The sequence below is a fragment of the Pyxidicoccus sp. MSG2 genome, from assembly GCF_026626705.1.
Lineage (GTDB): Bacteria > Myxococcota > Myxococcia > Myxococcales > Myxococcaceae > Myxococcus.
This window is the reverse complement of record NZ_JAPNKC010000001.1, coordinates 8674210-8696923: the sequence shown is the minus strand read 5'-3', so window position 1 is coordinate 8696923 and position 22714 is coordinate 8674210. Positions and strand designations below refer to the sequence as shown.

The following is a 22714-nucleotide window of genomic DNA, read 5'->3' as shown; positions in this document are numbered from 1 at the left end:
CCTCAGGGCTCAGCGGTAGTCCCACTTCTGGTTCGCACCGCCGGTGCAATCCCAGATGATCAGCCGGGCGCCGCTGGCCGAGTTCCAGTCCTTGATGTCCACGCACTTGTTGGCGAGCACGCTGACGAGGTCACCCGCGCCGCTCAGCACGAACTGCTGGGCCGCGTTGCCATTGCAGTTGGCGAGCTGGATGGTCGTGCCACCGGCCGTCGAAGCCCCGGCCACGTCCATGCACTTGCCGCCGGCCTGGAGCGTGCCGTTGACCCAGGTCCACTTCTGCGCGCTGGTGTTGTTGCAGTCCCACATCTGGAGCGGCACGCCGTCCGAGAAGTTGGAGTTGGGCACGTCGATGCACTTGCCATTCCAGCGCGAGATGAACGACGCGCCGCTGCTGCCGCCGCCCGTCGTGCGGAGCGTGAGGCGGTAGGTGTTCAGGATGGGGTTGATGGGCTGGAAGAACGTCTGCGGAGGATTGCCATTGGCGCACGTGCCCGCCACGCCGGACGTCACGCCCTGCGCCTGGTTGCCGGAGATGAACGAGCCACCCGAGTCACCGCCGTCCGCGCAGGCGTTGCTGCGGCTCAGGCCGTACACGGGGCCGTTGGAGTAGTTGACTGTCACGTTCTTCGCGTCGAGCGTGCCGCAGCGCCAGCCGGTGGTGTAGCCGGAGCGGCAGATGGAGGCGCCCAGCGGGGCCTCATTCGAGCCCGCCACCGTCACGTTGCCGCCGTTGTAGTTGTAGACCCACGGCTGCGGCGTCCACGAGCCGTTGGTCGCCACCCAGCCGAAGTCGTTGCCCGGGAAGGTGGACGCCTGGATGGTGCCCAGCGCCACGCCGTTGTACCCGGTGGTGGCGGTGCCCGCTCCGCCACAGTGGCCCGCGGTGACGAAGCCGCCATTCACCGCGAAGCCAATCGAACAGCGGAAGTTGCTGAAGTAGTACGGGTCACCGCCGCGCACGTCGTAGACGACCTGCGGCGCCTGCGTGGAGGGGAGGACACGGATGGAGCCGTCCTTCGCGCCGCTGCTGCCGGCGATGAAGGCGTCCGCGCGGAGCTTCGTCTGGCTGGATGCGTCCGCGAAGACGACGACGGTGTTGGTGGGCAGGTCGACGTACCAGGAGTGGATGGCGGGAGAGAGCTCCTTCACGTTGAGGTCCAGCTCCGCCTTCACGCGCTCCAACTGTGCCTGGCTGCGGGCCACGCGCTGGGGCCGCGCACCGGCGAGGCGTGCCTTGGCCGCGCTGGCCTCGTCGGTGACACCGACGATGAGCTGGCCACCTTCCGCGTCGAGCCACGCACCGCCGAACTTCGCGCCGAGCTGCTGGCGCAGGCTCTGCTCGAGCTGGGGAGCTTTCGCCTCGAAGGCGAGCCGGCGGTGAACCTGCGCCTCGGTGAGGCCCAGGTCACGCCGCATCGCGGAGACGATTTCCGGCGACACGTCCTGCGCGGCCTCGGCGGACGTCGGGATGCCAGCCACCGCGGCCAGGCCGGCGAACATCGCCGTCACGGAAGAGAGCCAATCGAACTTTCGGGTCATGGTTGGGAGGAATCGGCCCAGAGCAAAGGCAGACGCCAGGGTGAGGGGTACCCCTGCTCGTGGGCATTGAGGGTGTGCCCTGGCGTTTCGGGTTTTCCCTGAGCAGGGGACATGCCAGCCCTTTCGTGGGACTCGCGAGACGGTGCGTCAGAGGGAAACGGGCCTTGTTACCGGGCCGTCACACCTTCGGCGGGTGGTAACTCGGGAGACCACCTGGTTACACGGGTTACCACCTACCCAGGGGTACTGGGGTTACAAGAGTTACCACCCTGCCGGGGGATGCGGGGATGCGGGGCGATGTGGCAACCTGAAGCCCTCGCACCTCGGCGGGCGAATCCTCGCCCGGAGGTGAGAGGGGGAACATCCATGCTCGGACTCAAGCGTCTTTCCATCGTCACCCTCATGTTCGCACTCGTCGCCGGCTGTAGCCCGGAGGCAGCCACGGGCTCGGTGCAGTTCGTCGTCTCCTCACAGGAGTTCGCGGCCAACGGCAGCTCCGTCGCCCGCATCCAGGTCACCGTGTCCGGCCCGGACTTCGCCAGCATCAGCCAGGACCTGGTGAAGACGAGCGGAACCTGGGGCGGCACCATCAGCGGCATTCCCGCGGGCACCGACCGGAGCTTCCTCGCCACCGGCTTCAGCGCCCAGGGCGTGCGCATCTTCGAGGGCCAGGCCACCAACGTCACCATCGTCGCGGGCAACACGGCGCTGGTTGCCGTCACGCTGCAGGACCTGAGCGTTCCGGTGACCCCGACCAACGACGTGCCCATCATCGACTCGGTGACGGTGTCTTCCAATACGGTGGAGGCCGGCGGACAGCTCACCCTGAGCGCCACGGCGCATGACCCCGTGGTGAGCGACACGCTGTCCTACGCCTGGACGGCCAGCGCGGGCTCGCTGAGCAGTGCGAGCACCGCCAACACCGTCTGGACGGCGCCGTCCACGGCGCAGACCGTCACCCTCACGCTGACCGTCCGCGACGTGCGCGGCGGCGTCAGCACCGCCCGGGTGAGCGTGGAGGTGGTGGCCGCGACGCCCGTGGGGGGCAGCGCCACCATCCAGGTGAGCTTCAACACCCCGCCGATCGTCTCGGTGACGGCGACCGAGGGCCGCGTGCGGCTCGGGCAGGACACCACGCTGTCCGCCAACGTCGTGGACGTGGACTTCGAGCCGGTGACGTACCAGTGGACCGCGACCTGCGCGGGCACCTTCTCCACGCCCAACTCCCAGGGCTCGCGCTTCACCCCGTCCGCGCTTCCCTCCGGGAGCTGCAACAACTGCAGCGTCACCATGACGGCCAAGGACGGCCACGGCGGGCAGAACGCCGCCACCCTGAACCTGTGCGTGGTGCCGGCCGACTCGTACGCGCCGTAGTGCGATGAATGGGAAACCGTGGCGGAGCGACTGCTCCGCCACGGGCTCCCCCGGGACGCGGCCCCGCCCTGGCGCCCGCGGCAAGAGACGCGTGCGTGAACTGTCAGTCGTTGAAGCGGATGATGCGCTCGACGCGATAGGTGGACGCCGGCTCCAGCGGCTTGAGGAGCATCAGCTCTCCCGACTGGCCTGTCTCCACCCCGTCCTTCCCAGGCTTCTCCAGGCGCAGGGTGTCGCCCACCTTCGCGGCGTGCCCCGCCAGCGGCACGGCGAACAGTCCGCGCCCGTCCACCGACTCGACGGCGCCCAGGACGCGCAGGTCACCCAGCTCCTCCACCTTGCCGACGTGCACGAGCGTGAGCTGGCCGCTTTGCTTGCGCACCTCGCGCGTGACGGCGATGCCCACGTCCGCGGAGAAGGGCTTCCCGTCCGCGCCGAACAGACCCACATCCTTGAGCAGGACCTGCACGAGCCCCGAGCTGAGGTTCTCCGGGATGGAGTCGTAGCGCGTGACGTCCGCCTCCGCGGCCTTCCCTGTGGCGAGCGCGTCCAGCGCCGTGGCCAGCGCGACGAAGTTGAGGCGCACCAGCGGCTCGTCCGGCGGCATCGAGGTCCAGGCGCCCGTCTCGATGAGCACGGAGGGCGTCCCCCAGCGCGTCATGTTGTCGCCGAAGGCGCGCACCTCGAAGGAGTCGTCATAGCGCCCCACCTGCCCCGGCGCGAGCGGCTCCACCGCGTCGCGAATCACCGCGCACACCTTCTTCGCCAGCAGCCGGCCCGGGTTGTCGCTGCGCTTCTCGTCGAAGGCCGCCGCGAGCAGGGAGATGGACGCCGGGCGCCCCGTGCGGCCCACCGCGTGGCGCCAGCTCTGGTTGTGGAGGTTGAAGCCGATGAAGGGCTTGAGCCTGTCCCTCAACCCCTTGAGCGTCCGCGCCTCCGGCGTCTGGAGCGCGAGCGCATCACGGTTGATGTCGATGCCCTGCGCGTTGCGCCGCTGGAAGCGCTCGGCGCCGTCGGGGTTGAGCAGGGGCACGGCGTGGAGGGTGAGCTCGGTGAGCATCCGCGCCACCCACGGCTCCTGGCGGTGCGTGCGGACGTACTCGAAGAAGTCCAGCAGGGCCGTGGTGGCGGTGGGCTCGTCGCCGTGCATCTGAGACCAGAGCAGGACGTGCCGCGCTCCCGTGCCCAGCGACAGGTGGTACAGCGCGCGTCCCTCCACCGAGTGCCCGACCACCTCCAGTTGGAAGAGGTCCGGGGCCTGCTCGCGCAGGGCCTTCAGGTGCTTCTCCACGTCGCCGTGCCGCACCAGCGGGGCCACGGGGAGCGCCTTCGAGTGCACCTCCGGCCACAGCGCCGCGAGCGCCTTCGGAGGGGGAATCGCCTGGGTGGGGACGGCAGGATGAGGGCTCATGGGAGTCCGGGAAGGTGAGGCGCCCAGTAGCAGGAGGGAGGACAGCAGGAGCAGGAAGCGTCGTGGCCGGGAGTTCTGTCTGACGGAGTCCATCACCGTGTCCTTGTGTCCCCAGGATGCTACCAGCCGCGCCCCCGGGTTGAGGCAAGATGCACGCTCATGGAAAAGCCGCGAGAGCCCGCCCGTCATTTCACTCAACAAGAGGCCGAGCTCATCCTGCGACGTGCGGCGCACCTCGGCACGCGCGAGGCCCGGGCCGAGCTGAGCCTGGAGGAACTGGAGCGCATCGCCGCGGACGCGGGCATCTCGCCGGAGAGCGTCCGCCGCGCCGCCGAGTCCCTGGAGGCCCCGGCCACCCTCGCGACGAAGAGCCTCTTCTTCGGTGAGTCCCTCTCGGTCTCCCTGGAGCGCGCCCTCTCCGTGCAGCTCACGCCGAAGAGCCTCGAAAAGCTGGCCTCGCTGATGGATGACCTGATGGGCGGAAAGGGCACCGTCTTCCATGATGAACAGCGGCTGACCTGGACGCGGAAGGAAGAGGACGGCTCGCTCCCGGAGAAGGTCACCCTCTGGAGCAACGGCGGGCGCCTGCGCGTGGAGCTGCGGGCCTCACAGGGAGCTCTCGCGGGCGGGCTGTATGGCGGCGTCTGGGGAGGCGTGGGTGGTGGCCTCGGCATTCCCGTCGGGACACTCACCGCCATCTTCACCTCTTCGGTCTTCACGGGACTCGGCGTGTTCCTCGGTATCGCCGCGGGCGGCTACGCGCTGGCCCGGGTCCTCTTCACCAGCGCCGCGCGCAACCGGCGCGCCCGGTGGGAGCACCAGATGCGGACCCTCTGCGAGCACATCACCGGACTGGGCACCTAGAGAGCGAGACGGACCATGCGAGCGCCACTTCGAGCACAACCCCTCACCCGCGAGGCCTTCGCCCCCTTCGGGGACGTCATCGGCCTGGACCTCTCCGGTGGCTCCAGCGCCAACCAGGGCACCGCCACCCGGTTCGACAGGGTGGCCCGGCTCGGCGGCAGCCGCGCTGAGGCACAGCCCAACCTCGCGGTGTTCCGCTCGGTGGCGAAGTCGCTGCCCTTCGAGGTGCGACTGCTGGAGCGTCACCCGTGCTCGTCGCAGATGTTCGTGGCGCTGAAGTGCCAGCGATTCCTCGTCGTCGTGTGCCCGGACGATGCGCGCGGCGAGCCGGACCTGTCGCAGCTTCGCGCCTTCGTGTGTGGACCGGGCCAGGGCGTGAATTACCGCCCGGGGCTCTGGCACCACCCCATCATCGCGCTCGATGGGCCTGCGGACCTGCTGATGCTGGCGTGGGAGGACGGAACTCCGCTCGACTGTGAAGAGCGCCCCCTCCCCGAGCCCTACCTCGTCACCAGCGACTGACGGAGCAGCGCGCCTTCATTGTGGAAGGTGGCCACCGGGTGGCGCACGGGCTCCAGCGTCCCATCCGGATGGACGAGGGCGCCGCCTCCCAGCGGGATGCCGATTCCACGCGCCCCCGGGCCCGCGGCCTGCATGGCGCGCTTCAACTCCTTCCACTCCGGCGCCTCGTGGACGCCCACGATGAAGGGCGCCAGGCCGAGGACCGGGACCAGGGACAGCTCGCCGGGAGGCGGGTCCTCGCGCCAGGCCCGTGTGCCGAGGTGCATCGCGCCCGCGGAGATGCCCATGAGGATGGCGCCCTCGCGGTAGCGCTCGCGAAGGAGCGGCTCCACGCCGTTGCGCTGGAAGGTCTCCCAGCCCAGCAGCGGGTCTCCTCCCGCCAGCAGGATGACGTGCGCACGCGCGAGCCACGTGAGGTCCTCGTCCGAGGGCCGGGAGGGAATCATCCGGCAGCGGGAGATGCCCGCCAGCTCCATGGCGCCGACGAAGAGCTCGTAGAAGGCGGGCTCGTCGCCGTTGGATGCGCCCAGGTACGCGGCCCGGAGCGGAGCGTCTGCTTGCATCAACGAAGTGAGACAGTCCAGGTACGGCCGGCCCCCATCGCGCCAGTACAGGAGCGAGCTGTCCGCGAGCAGGAAGAGCGGCTTGAGCGTGGGCGTCATGGAGCGTCAGCGCCTCACGAGCGCGTGTCGTCCACGAAGTGCAGGGGCTCGCCGGGCTCGGCGGCCTCGCCGTCCTCGGCCTGGAGGTCCAGCGGCCCGGTGGAGATGACCCAGACATCCAGCGTCTCGTCGTTGTCCGTGTTCCCGGCGCACACCATCGTGATGTTGCAGTCGGGGCACGTCCCGGAGAGGCCGAGCCGCTTCTTCACCGGCGCGGGAAGCGCCTCCAGGTCGATGGCACGCGACTCCGTGAACCGGAAGGTGTCCACGCCAATCGACACCGCGCCCTCGGGCGACTCGCTCCGCTCCGTGCCGCGGACCTCCATGGGTCCCTGTCCCACGGAGTACGCGTAGCGGTTGCTCCGCTCGGGCGCGAAGCCCACCTTCGCGAAGACCGGCTCGTAGGCCCGGTGGTCCTGGAAGTGGTACCGCTGGGCCGTGTGCCAGGCCTTCAGGTTCGACTTGCACTCCGCCGCTTTGGCGCGCTGGCCGAACCGGACGAAGTTGGGAATCGCGATGGCCGCCACGGAGCCGATGCACGGACAGGCCAGCAGCCCGAGCGCGAGGACGAGCCAGGTCCGATTGAGGCGGGACGGAGCCGTCGTGACGTTGCCACACGCGCAGGTGATGAGGGTGCCCGGCGCAAGCCCCGTTGTGCTGAGAGTCTGGCCGCACTTCGGGCATTCCACGGTCGCCATCGGGCGCACTCCCCTTCCTTCGTGTCGACCAAGGTTACCCCGGCCCCCGGGACGGCTACACTGCCCGCGTGCCGAAAGACCTGCTCGACCTGGATGCGACGCCCGAGCGCCTGCGCGCGCTCGCGGACGCCGGAGTCCTTCCGCCCACCGCGCTGGAGCGCGCGTTCCACCTGTCCGTGGCCTCACCGCCCCGCGCGGAGTGGCGGAGCTTCCTCTCCACCACCCTGATGGCCCTCGGCACGCTGCTGGTGCTCTCCGGCGTCATCTACTTCTTCGCGTACAACTGGGCGGCCCTGCACCGCTTCGGGAAGCTGGGCCTCATCGCCGCGGCGCTGGTCGGCACCGCGGTGGGCGCCTGGCGGCTGGGCGAGGGACTCGCGGGCCAGCTCTCGCTGCTGGCCTCGGCGGTGCTGGTGGGGGCGCTGCTCGCGGTGTACGGGCAGGCCTACCAGACGGGCGCGGACCCGTATGAGCTGTTCGTTGGCTGGGCGGTGCTCATCCTCCCGTGGGTGCTCCTGGCCCGCTTCGCACCGCTGTGGATGTTCCTGGTCCTGCTGCTGAATACCGGCATCGTCCTCTTCTGGGGGCAGGTGCTCGACGGCGACGAGGACACCGCCGCGTGGCTCGCGGTGGTGCTGGGCCTGCTCAACGGCTTCGCGTGGGCCACGTACGAGCACTTCGCCAACACGGGCCTGGCCTGGCTCCAGGGACGGTGGGTGCCCCGCGGGCTCGCGGTGATGACGGTGGGCCCGCTCCTGGCGGCGGCGGTGGCCTTCATCGTCGCGCCGTCCGAGGTGGGCCCGGGAGCCGGCGTGGCGCTGCTGCTCGTGCTGGGCTCGCTGGCGGCGGAGTACGCGCTGCACCGCCACCTGCGCGGCGAGTTGTTCCTGCTCACCCTGGGCGTGCTGTCCGCGATGACGCTCGCCACCACGTGGGTGGGCCGCCTGCTCATCGTGGATGCGAACGTGAACGAGTTCAGCCTGTTCATCCTGCCCTTCGTCGTCATCGGCGAGGTGGCGCTCGCGGTGTGGTGGCTGCGCAACGAAGCCCGGGCCACGGGCGCCGCGGAGGAGGCCTGACATGGCGCGTCCCTCACTGCAGGACGTCCTCAATGGCCTCCAGGCCGAGGGCCATCTGGCCCCCGACGCCGAGGCCCGGGCCCGCACCGCCATCGAGGTGTACCGACGCACCGACGTGGCCACGCCCTGGTTCGTGAAGGCGCTCGCCGGCTTCGGCGCGTGGGTGGCCGCCGCGTTCCTCCTGAGCTTCTTCGGCTGCGTCGGGCTCTGGGATGAGGAGCTGATGCTGGCCTTCCTCGGGCTCATCATCGGCGGCGGTGCCACGGTGCTGCGGCGGAGCACCCGGGGGGCCTTCATGGAGCAGCTCGCCCTGGCGCTGTGCCTCGCCGGGGTCGCCATGGTGCAGACCGGCATCGCGATGATGATGGAGAGCGAAATCGCGTTCGCAGTCATCCAGCTCGTGCTCGGCGCGGTGCTGCTCTTCCTCTTCCCGGATGCCATCCTCCGCTTCCTGATGGCCCTGGGCATGGCGGGGGCCGCGGTGTACCTGCTCTGGAAGGGACTGGGTGAGCTGGGCATGCAGTTGGGGCTGCTCGGCTGCGCCGTGCTCGTCCACTGGCTCCTCCTGGAGCAGGCCCGGCTGCGGCGCGGGCGCTGGGGCGAGCTGGTGGGCCCGGTGGCCTTCGCGCTGGCCTGCGGCGTCATGGGCGCGCTGCTCACGCTCAACTTCGCCGGCGCCTTCATCCAGGAGCTGCGCATGCACGGCATCTCCACACCGGATGCGGTGCTCACGCTGGGGATGGCGGCGCTGACGCTGTACACGGCGTGGCGGGTGATGCGGGAGCTGGGGTTGGAGGCGTCGGGAGTGGCGGGCGCGGCGGTGTTCGTCGCGCTGGGCGTGACGGCGCTGATGACGCTCCACACGCCCGCCGTCATCACCGCGGTGGGGATGATGGTGCTCGGCTTCCACCGGCGCTCGGCGGTGCTGCTGGGGCTGGCGGTGGCCTTCCTGCTCGCGGCGGGTGGCTGGTACTACTACGACCTGGGGCTCACGCTGCTGGCCAAGGCGCTCGCGCTGACGGGCAGTGGGCTGGTGTTCCTGGGGTTGCGATTGTTCCTCCTGCGGCGCTTCCCCGTCGCGGCGACGGAGGTGCGGTGATGCGCGCGGCGGTCATCTTCGGCGGGCTGGTGCTCGCCCTGGGAGCCCCCGCGGGGCTCGTCATCCAGAAGGAATACGTGCTGTCCACCGGCCGCACCGTGCTGCTGGAGCTGGCGCCACGAGATCCACGCTCGCTGATGCAGGGCGACTACATGGTGCTGGACTACGCCATCAGCCGCGAGCGGCGCGAGGACCTGGAGCAGCGCCCGCACGATGGGAACCTGGTGCTGCGCCTGGATGAGCAGGGCGTGGGGCGCTTCGTCCGCTTCGACGCGCCGGAGACGCCGCTGGCGCCGGGAGAGTTCAAGCTGCGCTACCGCGTCCGGCAGGAGCGCGTGCGCCTGGGCGCGGAGTCCTTCTTCTTCCAGGAGGGCCACGCGGACCGGTACGCACCGGCGCGCTATGGCGAACTGCGCGTGGCGGACAGCGGCGCCAGCGTGCTCGTGGGCCTGCGCGACGCGCAGCGCGCGCCCATGGGCCAGGACGCGCAGTAGCCCACCCTTCCAGAGACGCAACGCGATGGCGCTTGCCCTCGGCGCGCACTTCGTGCATCATCTCATTGATTTCGATAATCAAAATCAAAATCAAGGAGGCACGATGCTCGGACAGGGATGCTGCAGAACGGTGCTGGCGCGAGGGCCGTGCGCGGAAGTGACGCGGTGCTCCTGTGGGCACATCCATCTGGCGATGGGGCCGGTGACCATCCGTGTCGAGGAGGACGTGCTCCGGGCCATCGGCTTGACGGTGGCCGAGGCGCTCCAGCAGCTCGGCGAGCAGGAAGGCGCCCCCGTCGAGACGGCGGAGCCCGCGCTCACCTCCGGCGGGTGGAAGCAGTGAGCGCCACCGGCTCCCTGCGCCTGTCCCGGACGGAGTTGTCCGCGCGCGTGCGCCGCCTGTCCGACGTGGAGGCCGCCGCGCCCGTGCGCGAGCCCGGCGCGGCACCGCTGTCCGTGCTGCTGGAGGAAGGGACGGCGCAGGCGCGCCAGCAGGCGGAGCGCTCGCTGTTCCTCCAGACGCTCTTCGCGGATGACTGGGAGGGCGGCGTCTACGGCCAGTTCGTCCGGGCCCAGCACTATGTCAGCTACCTGCGCCAGCTCCACTACCTCTACTCCGCCTTCGAGGCCCTGCTGCCGCGCGTGGTGGACACGCCGCTGACGCCGGTGCTGCTGCTGCCGGAATTGCGCCGCGCGGACGCGCTGGAGGCGGACCTCGTCTACTTCTGTGGCGAGACGCGCTCGGACGCCTTCGCCTGCCTGGAGGCCCGCCTGCACGCGCAGCGGCTGCGGGAAATCGCCGCCGACGCGCCGCACCTGCTCGTGGCCCATGCGTATGCGCGGTGCATGCTGGACGTCTTCACGGCGGCGCCGCGGGCCCGGAGCATCTCGGAGGCCTTCGAGCTGGAGGACGACCGGGGCATCCGCTTCTACGACGCGTCCACCGCGCCGGAGCTGGCGGCCTTCCGCGTCCGCCTCCACTCGCGCATCGACGGGCTGGAGCTGGACGCGGACGAGGTCCAGGAAGTGGTGCAGGAGGCCCGCATGGCCTTCCGCCTCCACGCGCTCGTCTGCGACGAGCTGGCCCGGGGCGCACCTGGAATCATGGCGCGGGGTGGCGGAGCGGCGCCCTGCCCTCCCCGCTGAGTAGCGTCACGGCGGCGGTGCCCCCATGAGCGGGCACCGCCTCTTCAGTCGGCCTCGGCCTCCGTCAGCAGGTCGGCGAACGGAGACGCGTCCTCGCCCAGGGCCTTGTAGAGCGACTCCACCTTCTCCAGCTCGCGCTTGAGCGCCTTGTGGTGGTTGCGGTTCTTCACCAGGCTCTCGCGACCCAGCAGGCGGAAGCCCTCGTCGCGGCCCACCTGACGGATGGCCATGCCCAGCACCAGCCCGCGGAAGGCGTCCGCGAGGTCCAGGTCCAACGGGGCATTGCGCTTGCGCGCCTCGGCGACGAAGGCCTGTGCGGCCGCGCGCAGTGCCTCCGGCAACGGCTTGCCGCCCGGGGCCTGCTCGTAGTCGAGCGCGCGGGCCACGTGCTTTTCTTGAAGGACCAGCTCCCCGGTGGGCGTGGTCTGCTCCACCATGGCCAGCGTGTAGGCACGGCGGACGATGTTGTCGAGCTGCCGCAGGTTGCCCGGCCAGTTGCCGCCCACCAGCAGTCGCTCCGCCTCCTGCGTCAGCCGCGCGCTGCCCTCGGGAGAGCGCTCGCGGTGCCGCCGGTTGACCATGTACCGCCCCCACATGGGGATTTCGTCCGTGCGCTCCTGCAGCGCGGGCATGCGCACCGGCAGCACGTTGACGCGGTAGTAGAGGTCCTCGCGGAAGCGGCCCGCGCGCACCTCGGCGTGCAGGTCCGCGTTGGTGCCGATGATGAAGCGCACATCCGCCTGGCGCTCACCGGTGCCCTCGCCCAGCGGCCGGTAGCTGCGCGACTCCAGGAGGTGCAGCAGGCCCGCCTGCGCCTTGAGTGACAATTTGTCGATTTCGTCGATGAACAGCGTGCCACCCTCGGCCCGGGCCACGCTGCCCGGCGCGTCACGCACCGCGCCGGTGAAGGCACCCTTCTTCCAACCGAAGAGCTCCGCCATCTGGAGGTCCTCGGGCACCGTCACCAGGTCCAGCGTCTCGAAGGGCTTGCCCCGGCGGTTGGAGCGCTCGTGGCACCAGCGCGCCAGCCGCGACTTGCCCGCGCCGGTGGCGCCGCTGATGAGGATGGTTTCGTCCTGCAGCGCGAAGACGCGGAGGATGGGCAGCAATTCCGCCATGGAGCGGCCCACCACCGGGAGGAACTCGTCCACCTCCGGCGTGGCCACCGGGCGCTGCGGCAGCCCGGCGAGGTACGGCGCGGCGACGTCCGCGAGCAACTGGAGCTTGTCCCCCGCCGACAACCAGACGAACTCCTGGCCCATGGCGGCGAGGCAGTCCGCCTCCAGGGAAATCATCCCCTCGATGCTGCCGCCCGGCGTGCGCAGCGGAAGCACGCACACGTGCGTGGCGTGGCGCCCGAGGAAGCGCTGCCGGCTCTCGTTGCTGTGGAAGCCCGCCAGACCCGGGTCCCCCGTCACCGGGGCATTGGGCGCATGCGGCTGCACCGTGCCCACGTTGACGTCGATGGACACCGCGCACCGGTGCTCCACCACCGCGCGCCACGCCGTGGCGGAGGTGAAGAAGGGAGTCCCTACACTCGCGTCCGTAATCTCCGAGGCCCCCACATCCAGCGCGGCCAGGCGACGGTAGGCCTCGCCGGGGCGGAGGTGGACGATCCCACGGAGCACGCGGGCCCGGGCTGCGTACCGACTGGACGCAACGGCTTCCTGAGCCAGGGCCAGCATCCGGCGAAGCGTGGCCGCCGCGGCGGTCTCGAAGTCCTTCGCCCCCCGCAATGCGGTCAGGAGCTGCGCCATCTCGTCATGCATCCACACGCCTCCGTCCGGAGCCATCCGAGCCACCCCTCACAGGGCCGCATCGGAAGAAGGACAGAAGTGTAGCGGAGATGGAGATGAAGAACGCGGAAGGAGCGGCCCCTCCTTCCGCGCTCTCGGACCTCCATGACGGCGGGGCGCCCCGGTTTCCCGTGACGCCACGCCAGATCCTCTTGCGGACTTCGTGCCAACTACCCAGTTTTCAGTGTTTTCAGGGAGATACCCTGGCAGAGGCCCCGAAACGGCCCCAGGACGCGTCCAGGCGGGACGCGAGCGCGTTCTGGCAGGACGCACGTGCGTTCCAGGCGGACGCAGCGGGTAGCGCCCGGTATGCTGCGCCCCCCTATGACGGCTCCAGCGTGGCTCCACTCCCTGCCTGGGGTGGGGGCGACCATCGGTCCCTACCGGCTCCAGGAGGTGCTGGGTCAGGGCGGCATGGGCGTCGTCTACCGGGGGGAGCACCCCGAGACGGGCGAGGCAGTGGCCGTCAAGACGGTCCGAGCCGCCTCCGAGGTGCCGCTGGCCAGCATCCGCCGGGAGATTCACGCACTGCGTCGGCTGCGGCACCCGGGCGTGGTGCGAATCGTGGCGGAGGGCGTGGCGGACGGGCTGCCCTGGTACGCCATGGAGTTGCTGCGCGGGCAGACGCTGCGCGGCGCCAGCGCGGGGCAGGAGCCGGGGCCGGTGGCGCCCGAGCGGCTGCGCTTCGTGCTCACCCTGGTGCGGCGGATGTGCGCGCCGCTGGCCTTCCTGCACGCCAACGGCCTCGTCCACCGGGACCTCAAGCCGGAGAATGTCTTCCTCCGCCCGGACGGCACGCCGGTGCTGGTGGACTTCGGCATCGCCGCGCGCTTCGGCGGCTCGCGGGGCCGCGAGACGCTGGACGTGGGCGGCGCGGTGGTGGGCAGCGACGCGTACATGGCCCCGGAGCAACTGCGCGGCGGCTTCGTGGACGCGCGCGCGGACCTCTACGCGCTGGGTTGCATCTTCTATGAGTTGCTCACCGGCCGGCCGCCCTTCCTCCCGGGCCGCGAGGGGCCGGTGCCGCACCAGCACCTGCACGTGGCGCCGGTGCCTCCGTCGCGGCGGGTGGAGGGACTGCCGGACGGCGTGGACGCGCTGGCACTGCGGCTCCTGGCGAAGAAGCCCCAGGAGCGGCCGGGCTACGCGGAGGACGTGGCGGCGGCGCTGGACGCGCTCGGCGCGGAAGGCGGTGGCGACGGCGGCGCGGTGCCCCGGACGCCGGCCTACCTCTACCGGCCAGACCTGGCCGGACGCGGCGGCGAACTGGGGCGCCTCATGGACGCGCTGGACGCGGCGTCGCGAGGCCAGGGCGGACGCGTGTTCCTCGGCGGCGAGAGCGGTGCGGGCAAGACGCGGCTGGCGCTGGAGCTGGCGTCGGAGGCCACGTGGCGGCGCATGGCGGTGGTGACGGGCGAGTGCGTGCCGCTGGACGCCGGGGGCGCGGACGTCCACGCGGCGCCGCTGCAGCCGCTGCGCCCGCTGCTGCTGGCGGTGGCGGACCGGTGCAACGAGCGCGGCGCGGCGGAGGCGGACCGGCTGCTGGGGCCGCGCGGGCGCGTGCTCGCCGCATACGAGCCGTCCCTGACACAGCTTCCCGGCCAGCAGGAGCAGCCCGAGCCCCCGCCCCTTCCGGCCCCCGAGGCCCGCGCACGCGTGCTCGCGGCGCTGCGCGAGACGCTGCGGGCCTTCGCGGAGGCACAGCCGCTGCTGCTGGTGCTGGACGACTTGCAGTGGGCGGACGACCTGACGCTGAGCTTCCTGCAGGAGCTGGGCGCCGAGCACCTCGCGTCGCGGCCGGTGCTGCTGGTGGGCACGTACCGGATGGATGAGATGGGCGCGGCCCTGCGCACGCTCGTGGGTGCGCCGGACGCGGTGCGGGTGGAGGTGGGGCGGCTGGACGCGGCGAGCGCGGGGGAGATGGTGCGCGGCATGCTGGCGCTGCGCGAGGTGCCCGCGCGCTTCGTGGACTCGCTGGTGCAGGAGACGAGCGGCAACCCCTTCTTCATCGCCGAGTACCTTCGCGCCGCCATCGACGCGGGCCTGCTCTTCCGCGCACCGTCCGGCGAGTGGCTCTTCGAGGCGGGGGGCAACACCGCGCACCGTCCGCTCCCCCTGCCGGGCAGCATCGTCGAGCTCATCGAGCGGCGGCTGGCCGACCTGGGCGCGGAGGGACGCGCGCTGGCGGAGGCCGCCTCGGTGCTGGGACGCGAGCAGGACGCCGAGCTGCTGCTGACCATCGCCGCGCTGACGGAGAGCGCGGGGCTGGAGGCGGTGGAGGAACTGCGCCGCCGGCAGGTGCTGGAGGAGTCCGGCAGCGGGCGCCTGCGCTTCGTGCACGACAAGCTCCGCGAGGTGGCCTACGCGCGCATCCCCGCCGCGCCCCGCCAGGCACTGCACCGGCGCTCGGCGGAGTGGCTGGAGCATCGGTACGCGGGCACGCCGGAGGTGGAGCGACACGCCGCCGCGCTGGGCCACCACTGGTCCCGCGCGGGGAAGCCTGGCCTCGCCAGCGGGTGGTTCACCCGCGCGGGGGACAGGGCCCGCGCCGCGTATGCCAACGGCGAGGCCATTGCGTTCTACGAGGCCGCGCTGCGCGAGGCGTCGGCGGCGTCCGAGCAGGACGCGAGCGCGTCCCCGGGGAACGCGGCGGGTAGGGAGGGCCTGGCGCTGGAGCGCGTCTGGGAGGGACTGGGCGAGGTGCTGGCCCTCACCGGCCGGCAGGCCGAGGCGCGCACGGCCTTCATGGAGGCCCTGGCACGCATTCCGCAAAGTGCGCGCGTCCGTCGCGCCAACGTCCTGCGGAAGGTGGGCAAGGCTTTGCAGACGCACCATCAGAACGAGGAGGCGCTGCGCGTCTATGCGCGCGCGGAGGCCGAGCTCGGCCCCGCGCCGGACGCGGCCTCCCCGGTGACGGGTGAGTCCGAGGCCTGGTGGCACGAGTGGGTGCAGCTCCAGGGCGAGCGAATCACCGTGCACTACTGGCTGGCGCAGCTCGACGCGATGAAGGCACTGGTGGACGGCGTGCGGCCCGTGGTGCAGGAGCACGGCTCACCGCTCCAGCGCGCGCGCTTCTTCAACTCCCTGGTGCAGATGCAACTGCGTAGCGAGCGCTACCAGGCCTCCGCGGAGACGGTGGCACACGCGCGGGCCTACACGGACGCGGCGCTGGAGGCGGGCGGCGACCTGGAGCGCGCGGGCGCCCGGTGCGTGCTGGCCTCGGTGCTGCTCTTCCACGGCGCGCTCGAAGAAGCCCAGGCGGGCATGGAGCTGTCGCTGCGCGAGGCGGAGCGGCTGGGCGACGTGACGCTGCAGACGCGCTGCCTCACGTACCTCACCGTCATCCTCCGGCTGCGCGGGCAGGTGGACGCGGCGCGAGAGGCGGCCGGGCGCAGCCTGGAGGTGGCCTCCACCGCGCGCATGGCGGACTACGTGGGGGCGGCGCACGCCAACCGGGCGTGGGTGGCCCTGCGCGCGGCGGACGGCGCGGCCGCGCGCGAGGCCGGCTCGGAGGCCCTGCGACTGTGGCAGCCCCTGTCGCTCGTCTACCCCTTCCAATGGCTGGCGCACTGGCCGCTGCTGTCCGTGGCGCTCGCGGACGGCCGCGTGCCCGAGGCGCTGGGCCACGCACGCGCCATGCTGGCGTCGAGCCAGCAGCGGCTGCCGGACACGCTCTCCGCGTCCCTGGCCGCGGCGCTAGCGGTGGAGGCGGACACCGCTTCCGCTCGCGAGCACCTCCAGGTAGCGAGCGACGCCGCTCGGCGTCTCGGCTACCTGTGACGGTTCGACTTCCCCCGTTCACCCATAGCCACCGAGGAGCGCATGGCCGCCAAGAGCCCCAAGGAGTACGTCTATCTCTTCTTCCAGCCCAACGAGGTCAACATCCTCGAGGGCTTCACCACCGAGCTGAAGGTGATGGGCGTGCCGAAGGACAACCCGAATGTCCCGGAGAACGTGACGCAGTTCGTGGATTTCAAGGTCAATCCCAAGAAGTCCCCGGAAGAGAAGGAAGCGCGCGCCCAGGTGAAGGTCGTCAGCCGGACGGACGAGGCCGTCACCGTGAAGGGCGTCAAGCCGAGCGGTGAGCCCGCCGACTTCCTGGCCACTCCCAAGAAGGGCTCGCCCCTGCCCCGCGGCCTGGAGGCGCGGGCCCGACTGTGGGTGGACGAGTCGGACCTGCTCGTCTACGCGCCGGACGGGAAGGTCTACTGGCTGCCCACCGAGGCGTGGATGAAGGCGAAGTCCTTTGATCCCAAGCATCCCCAGGACATGAAGAAACTCGCGAAGGCCCTCGTCCCGCTGCTCAGGAACGAGGCGGTGGTGGCCAACATCCCGCACCATGTCGAGCACGAGCGCGCGGGCGCCGCGGGCGATAACATCTCCGCATCCGCCGCCGTACCGGCCGAGCCCGTCACCTGCTTCCTGCTGAATCTCAACAGCATCCTGTTGAGCTACACGCCCAGCAAGGAGCTGGAGCCCAAAGAGCAGGACGCCTCTCCCTTCGAGTCACGGAAGTACTGATGCCCCTTCGTCCCGCCCGTCACACCCCGGAAGCGGCCCTTCCTTCCGGAACCCTCAAGCACTTCCGCCACGGCACGCACCGGGTGGTGACTCCCACGGAGACGCTGGAGCGCGTGCGGCGGCTCATGCCGGTGCTGGGCATCACCCGCATAGCCAACGTCACCGGGCTGGACACGATTGGCATCCCCGTCGTCATGGTGGCGCGGCCCAACGCGCGCTCGCTGGCGGTGTCGCAGGGCAAGGGGCTGACGCTGGACGCGGCGAAGGCGTCCGGCCTCATGGAGTCCGTGGAGGGCTACCACGCCGAGCACGTCTCCCTGCCGCTGAAGCTGGCCACGTACAACGAGGTGCGCTACCGCGAGGCCGTGGTGGACGTGGCCGGCCTGCCCCGGCTGTCGGTGAGTCTGTTCCACGAGAACTGGCGGATGCTCTGGGTGGAGGGCGTGAATCTCATGCAGGGCAGCACCCTGTGGCTGCCCTTCGACCTGGTGCACACGGACTACACGCTGCCGCTGCCCACCGGCAGCGGCGCGTTCCTGATGAGCAGCAACGGGCTGGCCTCCGGCAACCACGTGGTGGAGGCCACGCTCCACGGGCTGTGCGAGGTGGTGGAGCGCGACGCCACCACGCTCTGGCACGCGCGGGGCGACCGCGCCCAGGCGCGCACGCGGCTGGACCTGGACTCGGTGGACGACGCCGGGTGCCGGGAGGCGCTGGAGAAGTACGCGCGCGCGGGCGTGGCCGTGGGCGCGTGGGAGACGACGAGTGACGTGGGCGTCCCCGCCTTCACCTGCTCCATCATCGACCGCGAGGCGGAGGCCTTCCGGCCCGTCGCGGTGGCCAGCGGCATGGGCTGCCACCCGTCGCGCGAGGTGGCCCTGCTGCGCGCGCTGACGGAGGCGGCGCAGAGCCGGCTCACGCGCATCAGCGGCGCGCGGGACGACCTGCACCGCAAGGCCTACGAGTCGGCTCGGGACGGAGTCGCGGCGGACCGGCTGCGGACGCGGCTGCGCGAGGAGCCCGCCGTGCGCCGCTTCAATGATGCCCCCACGTATGACGGGGCGACGCTGGAGGACGACCTGGCGTGGGTGCTGGGGAAGCTGGGCGCAGTGGGGTTGAGCCAGGTGGTGGCGGTGGACCTGACGAAGCCGGAATTGGGAGTGCCCGTGGTGCGGGTGGTGGTGCCGGGGCTGGAGCCCACGCACGAGGCACCGGGCTATGTGCCCGGCGCGCGCGCGCAGCGGGCGATGCGGGAGCGCGAGGAATGAAGAAGGTGTTCATCTTCACCGGCCCCACTCTGCGGCCCGAGGAGGCGCGCGCGGAGCTGGACGCCACCTACCTTCCGCCGGTGCAGCAGGGCGACGTGTACCGGGCCGCGCGCGAAGGGCCGGTGGCCATCGGCATCATCGACGGCTTCTTCGAGCACGTGCCGGCGGTGTGGCACAAGGAAATCCTCTGGGCGATGTCGGAGGGCATCCACGTCTTCGGCGCCGCCAGCATGGGCGCGCTCCGCGCGGCGGAGCTGTCCGCCTTCGGCATGGAGGGCGTGGGCGCCATCTTCGACGCCTACCAGCAGGGCGAGCTGGAGGACGACGATGACGTCGCGGTGGCCCACGCGGGCGCGGAGGACGGCTGGCGCCCGCTGTCCGAGGCAATGGTGAACATCAGCGCCACGCTGTCGGCGGCCTGGGTCAACCGCGTCATGAGCCAGGACACCACCCGAATCCTGGAGCGGGTGGCCAAGGGACTCTTCTACGTGGAACGGGTCTGGCCGGTGGTGCTCGCGAGGAGCGCCCGGGAGGGCGTGCTGCCCTCGCAGATGAAGGCGTTCGAGGCGTGGCTGCCGACGGGCCGCGTGGACCAGAAGAAGGCGGACGCGCTGGCCCTGCTGCGCACGATGCGGGAGCGGCTGGAAGTCGGCCTGTCGCCCAAGATGGTGAGCTACCCCTTCCAGCACACGGATGCGTGGGAGGAGGCGCGGCGGCGCGCGAGCCGGCTTCCCCTGCGCAAGGACGCGCGGCCCCTGGAGGGCGTGGCGCCCGAGTCGCTCCTCGATGAGTTGCGGCTGCGCGGCGCGCTGGGCGCGGCGCGGCGTTCGAGCATGGCGCGCGCCCTGGCGGTGGAGCAGGCCCGCCGGCTGGGACGTGAGCCCGGCGAGGACGAGCTGCGCTCCACGGCCGAGGCGCTGCGACAGGAGCGGGGCCTGGCCCCCGAGTCCTTCGAGCGCTGGCAGGAGGAGCAGCAGGTGGATGACCTGGGACGGCTCTTGCGCGACGAGTCCCACGTGCGCTGGGTGGAGACGCTCTTCGAGCCGGACGTGCTGCGACACCTCGCGGACCACCTGCGGCTGACGGGCGAGTACGCCGACCTGCTGGAGCGGGCCCGGGACAAGGAGCGGGTGCTCACGGCGGCGGGGCTGGCGACGCCCCGGCCGGAGGACGCGGGCATCACCGAGGACATGCTGTGGCGCTGGTACTTCGAGGAGCGCCAGGGCCGGATGATGCCGGAGTCCCTCGGCCGGGCCGCGCGCGACGGCGGCTTCTCGGACGTGGACTCCATGCGCCGGGCCGCGCTGCGCGAGCTGTGCTACGTGCTGGCCAAGGCCGAGGCGCCAGAGTGAAGGCCCAGCGCCAGGGCCCGGCGCCCGGTGCGACTCAGGCCGGCTTGAGGACGAAGACGCGGTCCAGCCGGCGGCTGCCCCGGGACACGGGCGAGGCCAGGTCGTAGTCGAAGTCGTACGCGGCCACCACGCGCAGGCCTGCGTCCCGGAAGAGCTTGCTGGCCTGGGCCGCGCTGTACGTGCGGAAGAACCACGTCGTCTCGATGAGCCAGTCCTTCCCCGGCCCGGTGACGCGCAACCGGTTGCGCATGGCGGAGCGGCGCGCGCGGCGCTCGGGCAGGCCTTCGTGCGTGTTGCAGACGACCTTGTCCTTCCCCACCTGGCCCACCCAGCGCTCGTGCTCCGGAGTGGTGCGCGCGTAGTCCGTGAGGTGGAAGCCGAGCACGTAGATGCCCTCCGGCTTCAACAGCCGCCGCGTGCCGATGAGGTGCTCGCGCGCCGCGGCCTCGCTGTCCAGGTAGCGGAAGGTGGAGACGAGGCAGTGCGCCAGGTCCACGCGTCCCTGCAACGACGGCTCGGCGAAGTCCTCCATGCGCGACTGCGAGAGCCGCACGCGGCGGCGCTGCGCGGGCGTGAGGCGCTTGCGCGCATGGGCGAGCATCGCTTCGGAGATGTCGTAGCCCACCACCTGTTTGCCCCGACCCGCGGCCTCGGCCACCAGTCGCCCGGCACCGCAGGCAGGCTCCATCCACAGCTTGCCGCCGGTGCCATGGCGCTCGCTGAGCGCCTGGAGGAAGTCCGCCTCGCGCACCGTGTCGGTGCCGAAGATGGCCTCGTAATACTCGGGGTGCTCGTACCAGTCGGTGCGCTTTTCCATGAGGGCGCGCGCATCCTCCAGGCGCCTGCGCAGAAAGCAAGAAGAAGCCCGGCGCCTCAGGACACGGTGACACCCGCCTCCGGCGCCGCGCGGCCCTCCGACTCCGCGGCGTCGAGCAGCCGCGAGGCCAGCCGCATGAAGTCGGCCTCGGTGATGATGCCCACCAGCGTGTCGTCGCGGCCCACCACGGGCAGGCAGCCGAAGCGGCCGTCGAGCAACTTGTGGATGGCGTCGCGCGCCGGCACCTCCGGCGTCACCGTCTCCAGCCCGCGCGTCATGATGTCGGAGATGGCCACCGGCTGCGGCGCGGACGCGGCGTGCCGGCCCAACGCGCGGATGAGGTCGCGGTGGCTCACCAGGCCCACCAGTTTCCCCGCCCGCACCACGGGCAGGTGCCGGACGTGGTGGAGCTTCAGCAGGTCATCCCCGTTCAGCAGGCCATCCGTCTCCTGCAGCGTGACGACGTCGCGGGTCATCAAGTCGCCCACGGTGAGCATGGCGCGGCCTCCTCGGTGTCGGCCCGTGGGGTGAGTCGGGGTTCGCACGGGCCGGAAGATGCGGACCTCCCAGGGAGGGTGCACCCGTCCCCCACACCGTGCAGCCGGGAGCGGGCGGGCCGCCGGGCGCGGACCCTCCTGGACTCACGCCAGGCAGGCGCCGCCCCCGCGCCGATTCACATCCGCCACGGCGTCCCCCCATCCACCAGCACGGCGGCATCCCCGCCACCACCCGCTTCGAGGAGCGACATGCTGCATAGCGTCCTGCTGGTTGACGATGACCCCACCCTGCGCCGTCTCTACACGCGGGTCCTGGAGAACATGGGCTGCGCCGTCGCGACCGCCCCGGATGGACAGGAGGCGCTGACCATGGCGCCCCACCTGCGCCCCCACCTCATCATCACCGACCTGACGATGCCGCGGATGAACGGGCTCGAGTTGTGTCAGGCCCTGCGCGAGGACCCTTGGCTGCGCGACGTCCCCGTCATCCTCCACAGCGGGATGGACCTGCTGGTGCCCCCGCCGGGCGTCGTCTACCTGCGCAAGACGGGCGACCTGGCGGAGTTCGGCGCCCAGGTCATCCGCAGCCTCTCGGAAGCGCCGCCGGCGCGACGGCTCACCCCAGCCGCCTGAGCCGGTGGGCCGCTCCACGCCCCCCTCCCCAAGGAGCGGCCCACCGGTCCCGGCGCATGCGCCGGGACGGCGGACGTGGGAGCCCTCGGGCTCCGGCTCAGTGTCCGGCCGGGTGCCCCATCAGCCGCGCGAGGACGAACATCAGGGCCAGCCCCGCGAAGAGCGCCACCACGTTGCGCCCGGGTTGGTCCTTGCCGTGCCGGTGCACGTGCGGCAGCAAGTCACTCACGGCGATGTAGAGGAACGTCCCCGCGGAGAAGGCCAGCGCCTTGGAGGCGAGGCTCTCGAAGTTCAGCACCGCGTCGAAGACGAAGTAGAGCGCCGCGCCCGCCGGCACCATCGCCCCGTAGAGCGTGGACAGGAGCAGGATGGAGCCCCGCGAGCGCCCCTCCGTCTTGAGGATGGACGCGAGCGAAAGCGCGGAGGGCACCTTGTGCGCGACGATGGCCAGCATCGCCATGAAGCCCACGCCCTCCTCCACCGCCGAGCCCAGGGCAATCCCGTCGAACAGCGTGTGCGTGGACAGCCCGAGGAACGCCGTGAAGCCCAGCAACTGTCCGGGCGCCGCCGGCTCCCCGGTGCCGGACATGTGGTCTCCCGGCAGGTCCTCGCCCGCGTGCGCCACCAGGTAGCGCTCCAGCACGAGGAGGAAGGCGAAGCCCGCCGGCACCAGCGCGAAGGCCCACCACCCGCCGCCGGTATACGCCTCCGGCAGCATGTGGAAGAAGGCCGCGCCCAGCATCACCCCCGCCGCGAAGGCCAGGAAGCGCACCAGGTGCGTGGGCCGCTCGGTCCACACCACCCCCACCGCGCCCAGCAGGGCGCCGAGGACGATGATGAGCGAGTAGAGGGCCACCGTGGCCAGGACTGGCGACATGGGGCGCGCACCCTACCTCAATCGGATTCCAGATTCGCGAATCTGGAATCCGACCGCCGGGCCGC

At 71.4% G+C, this 22714-nt stretch carries 21 protein-coding genes; 13 read left to right on the top strand and 8 right to left on the bottom strand.

The genetic code is table 11. The features are described 5' to 3' along the window. Positions 1-9: 9 nt before the first annotated feature. Complete coding sequence (locus OV427_RS34020) at positions 10-1539, bottom strand: ricin-type beta-trefoil lectin domain protein (RefSeq protein ID WP_267860377.1); 1530 nt, start codon at positions 1537-1539, stop codon at positions 10-12. 366 nt (positions 1540-1905) lie between these two features. Here OV427_RS34020 and OV427_RS34015 point away from each other — a divergent pair, with 366 nt between their 5' ends. Beyond that, complete coding sequence (locus tag OV427_RS34015) at positions 1906-2913, top strand: Ig-like domain-containing protein (protein WP_267860376.1); 1008 nt, start codon at positions 1906-1908, stop codon at positions 2911-2913. 103 nt (positions 2914-3016) lie between these two features. Here the strand turns inward: OV427_RS34015 and OV427_RS34010 are convergent, their stop codons facing one another. Continuing rightward, positions 3017-4324 (bottom strand): M14 family metallopeptidase, encoded by a 1308-nt coding sequence (locus tag OV427_RS34010; RefSeq protein WP_267860375.1) that lies wholly within the window; start codon positions 4322-4324, stop codon positions 3017-3019. A gap of 159 nt (positions 4325-4483) precedes the next feature. Between OV427_RS34010 and OV427_RS34005 the strand changes: the two genes are divergently transcribed. Both OV427_RS34005 and OV427_RS34000 read left to right on the top strand, forming a co-directional pair. After that, entirely contained in the window at positions 4484-5188 is a 705-nt protein-coding gene (locus OV427_RS34005) for a hypothetical protein (protein ID WP_267860374.1), read from the top strand. 15 nt (positions 5189-5203) lie between these two features. Then, positions 5204-5710 carry an ureidoglycolate lyase gene (locus tag OV427_RS34000; RefSeq protein ID WP_267860373.1) on the top strand — a complete coding sequence of 169 codons (507 nt, stop codon included), beginning with the start codon at positions 5204-5206 and terminating at the stop codon, positions 5708-5710. Here OV427_RS34000 and OV427_RS33995 read toward each other — a convergent pair. Both OV427_RS33995 and OV427_RS33990 read right to left on the bottom strand, forming a co-directional pair. Further along, the gene (locus OV427_RS33995) at positions 5689-6372 is read right to left on the bottom strand and encodes a Type 1 glutamine amidotransferase-like domain-containing protein (RefSeq protein ID WP_267860372.1); all 684 of its coding nucleotides are present in this window, start codon (positions 6370-6372) and stop codon (positions 5689-5691) included. The two genes, OV427_RS34000 and OV427_RS33995, sit on opposite strands and share 22 nt — an antisense overlap. A 14-nt stretch (positions 6373-6386) precedes the next feature. After that, entirely contained in the window at positions 6387-7070 is a 684-nt protein-coding gene (locus tag OV427_RS33990; RefSeq protein ID WP_267860371.1) for a fimbrial protein, read from the bottom strand. 68 nt (positions 7071-7138) lie between these two features. Here OV427_RS33990 and OV427_RS33985 point away from each other — a divergent pair, with 68 nt between their 5' ends. From OV427_RS33985 to OV427_RS33965, 5 genes are all read left to right on the top strand, one after another. Beyond that, positions 7139-8149 (top strand): DUF2157 domain-containing protein, encoded by a 1011-nt coding sequence (locus OV427_RS33985; RefSeq protein ID WP_267860370.1) that lies wholly within the window; start codon positions 7139-7141, stop codon positions 8147-8149. A 1-nt stretch (position 8150) separates the two neighbouring features. Further along, positions 8151-9248 (top strand): DUF4401 domain-containing protein, encoded by a 1098-nt coding sequence (locus OV427_RS33980; protein WP_267860369.1) that lies wholly within the window; start codon positions 8151-8153, stop codon positions 9246-9248. Continuing rightward, positions 9245-9742: a GDYXXLXY domain-containing protein gene (locus OV427_RS33975; RefSeq protein ID WP_267860368.1), complete on the top strand. Its 498-nt coding sequence runs from the start codon at positions 9245-9247 to the stop codon at positions 9740-9742. The genes OV427_RS33980 and OV427_RS33975 overlap by 4 nt, the downstream gene beginning before the upstream one ends. A gap of 103 nt (positions 9743-9845) precedes the next feature. Next, complete coding sequence (locus tag OV427_RS33970) at positions 9846-10085, top strand: hypothetical protein (protein ID WP_267860367.1); 240 nt, start codon at positions 9846-9848, stop codon at positions 10083-10085. After that, complete coding sequence (locus OV427_RS33965; protein ID WP_267860366.1) at positions 10082-10888, top strand: heme oxygenase (biliverdin-producing); 807 nt, start codon at positions 10082-10084, stop codon at positions 10886-10888. The genes OV427_RS33970 and OV427_RS33965 overlap by 4 nt, the downstream gene beginning before the upstream one ends. A 44-nt stretch (positions 10889-10932) precedes the next feature. Here OV427_RS33965 and OV427_RS33960 read toward each other — a convergent pair whose 3' ends face one another. Further along, on the bottom strand, positions 10933-12657 hold the full coding sequence (locus OV427_RS33960) for a sigma-54-dependent transcriptional regulator (RefSeq protein ID WP_267860365.1): 1725 nt from the start codon (positions 12655-12657) through the stop codon (positions 10933-10935). Between the two features lie 336 nt (positions 12658-12993). Here OV427_RS33960 and OV427_RS33955 point away from each other — a divergent pair, with 336 nt between their 5' ends. The 4 genes from OV427_RS33955 to OV427_RS33940 are packed head-to-tail and all read left to right on the top strand — an operon-like array spanning position 12994 to position 19825. Continuing rightward, a complete protein-coding gene (locus OV427_RS33955; RefSeq protein WP_267860364.1) occupies positions 12994-16464 on the top strand; it encodes a serine/threonine-protein kinase PknK in 3471 nt (1156 codons plus the stop codon). A 42-nt stretch (positions 16465-16506) separates the two neighbouring features. Then, positions 16507-17205, top strand: a complete 699-nt coding sequence (locus OV427_RS33950; RefSeq protein WP_267860363.1) for a hypothetical protein — start codon at positions 16507-16509, stop codon at positions 17203-17205. Beyond that, positions 17205-18473 (top strand): YcaO-like family protein, encoded by a 1269-nt coding sequence (locus OV427_RS33945; protein ID WP_267860362.1) that lies wholly within the window; start codon positions 17205-17207, stop codon positions 18471-18473. The genes OV427_RS33950 and OV427_RS33945 overlap by 1 nt, the downstream gene beginning before the upstream one ends. Next, positions 18470-19825 (top strand): TfuA-like protein, encoded by a 1356-nt coding sequence (locus tag OV427_RS33940; protein ID WP_267860361.1) that lies wholly within the window; start codon positions 18470-18472, stop codon positions 19823-19825. The genes OV427_RS33945 and OV427_RS33940 overlap by 4 nt, the downstream gene beginning before the upstream one ends. A 34-nt stretch (positions 19826-19859) precedes the next feature. Here the strand turns inward: OV427_RS33940 and OV427_RS33935 are convergent, their stop codons facing one another. Beyond that, positions 19860-20642, bottom strand: coding sequence for a class I SAM-dependent methyltransferase (locus OV427_RS33935; RefSeq protein ID WP_267860360.1), 783 nt, complete (start codon positions 20640-20642; stop codon positions 19860-19862). Between the two features lie 56 nt (positions 20643-20698). Next, a complete protein-coding gene (locus tag OV427_RS33930; protein WP_267860359.1) occupies positions 20699-21139 on the bottom strand; it encodes a CBS domain-containing protein in 441 nt (146 codons plus the stop codon). 249 nt (positions 21140-21388) lie between these two features. Between OV427_RS33930 and OV427_RS33925 the strand changes: the two genes are divergently transcribed. After that, positions 21389-21772: a response regulator gene (locus OV427_RS33925; protein ID WP_267860358.1), complete on the top strand. Its 384-nt coding sequence runs from the start codon at positions 21389-21391 to the stop codon at positions 21770-21772. 97 nt (positions 21773-21869) lie between these two features. Here OV427_RS33925 and OV427_RS33920 read toward each other — a convergent pair whose 3' ends face one another. Then, on the bottom strand, positions 21870-22649 hold the full coding sequence (locus OV427_RS33920) for a ZIP family metal transporter (protein ID WP_267860357.1): 780 nt from the start codon (positions 22647-22649) through the stop codon (positions 21870-21872). Between the last annotated feature and the right edge of the window lie 65 nt (positions 22650-22714).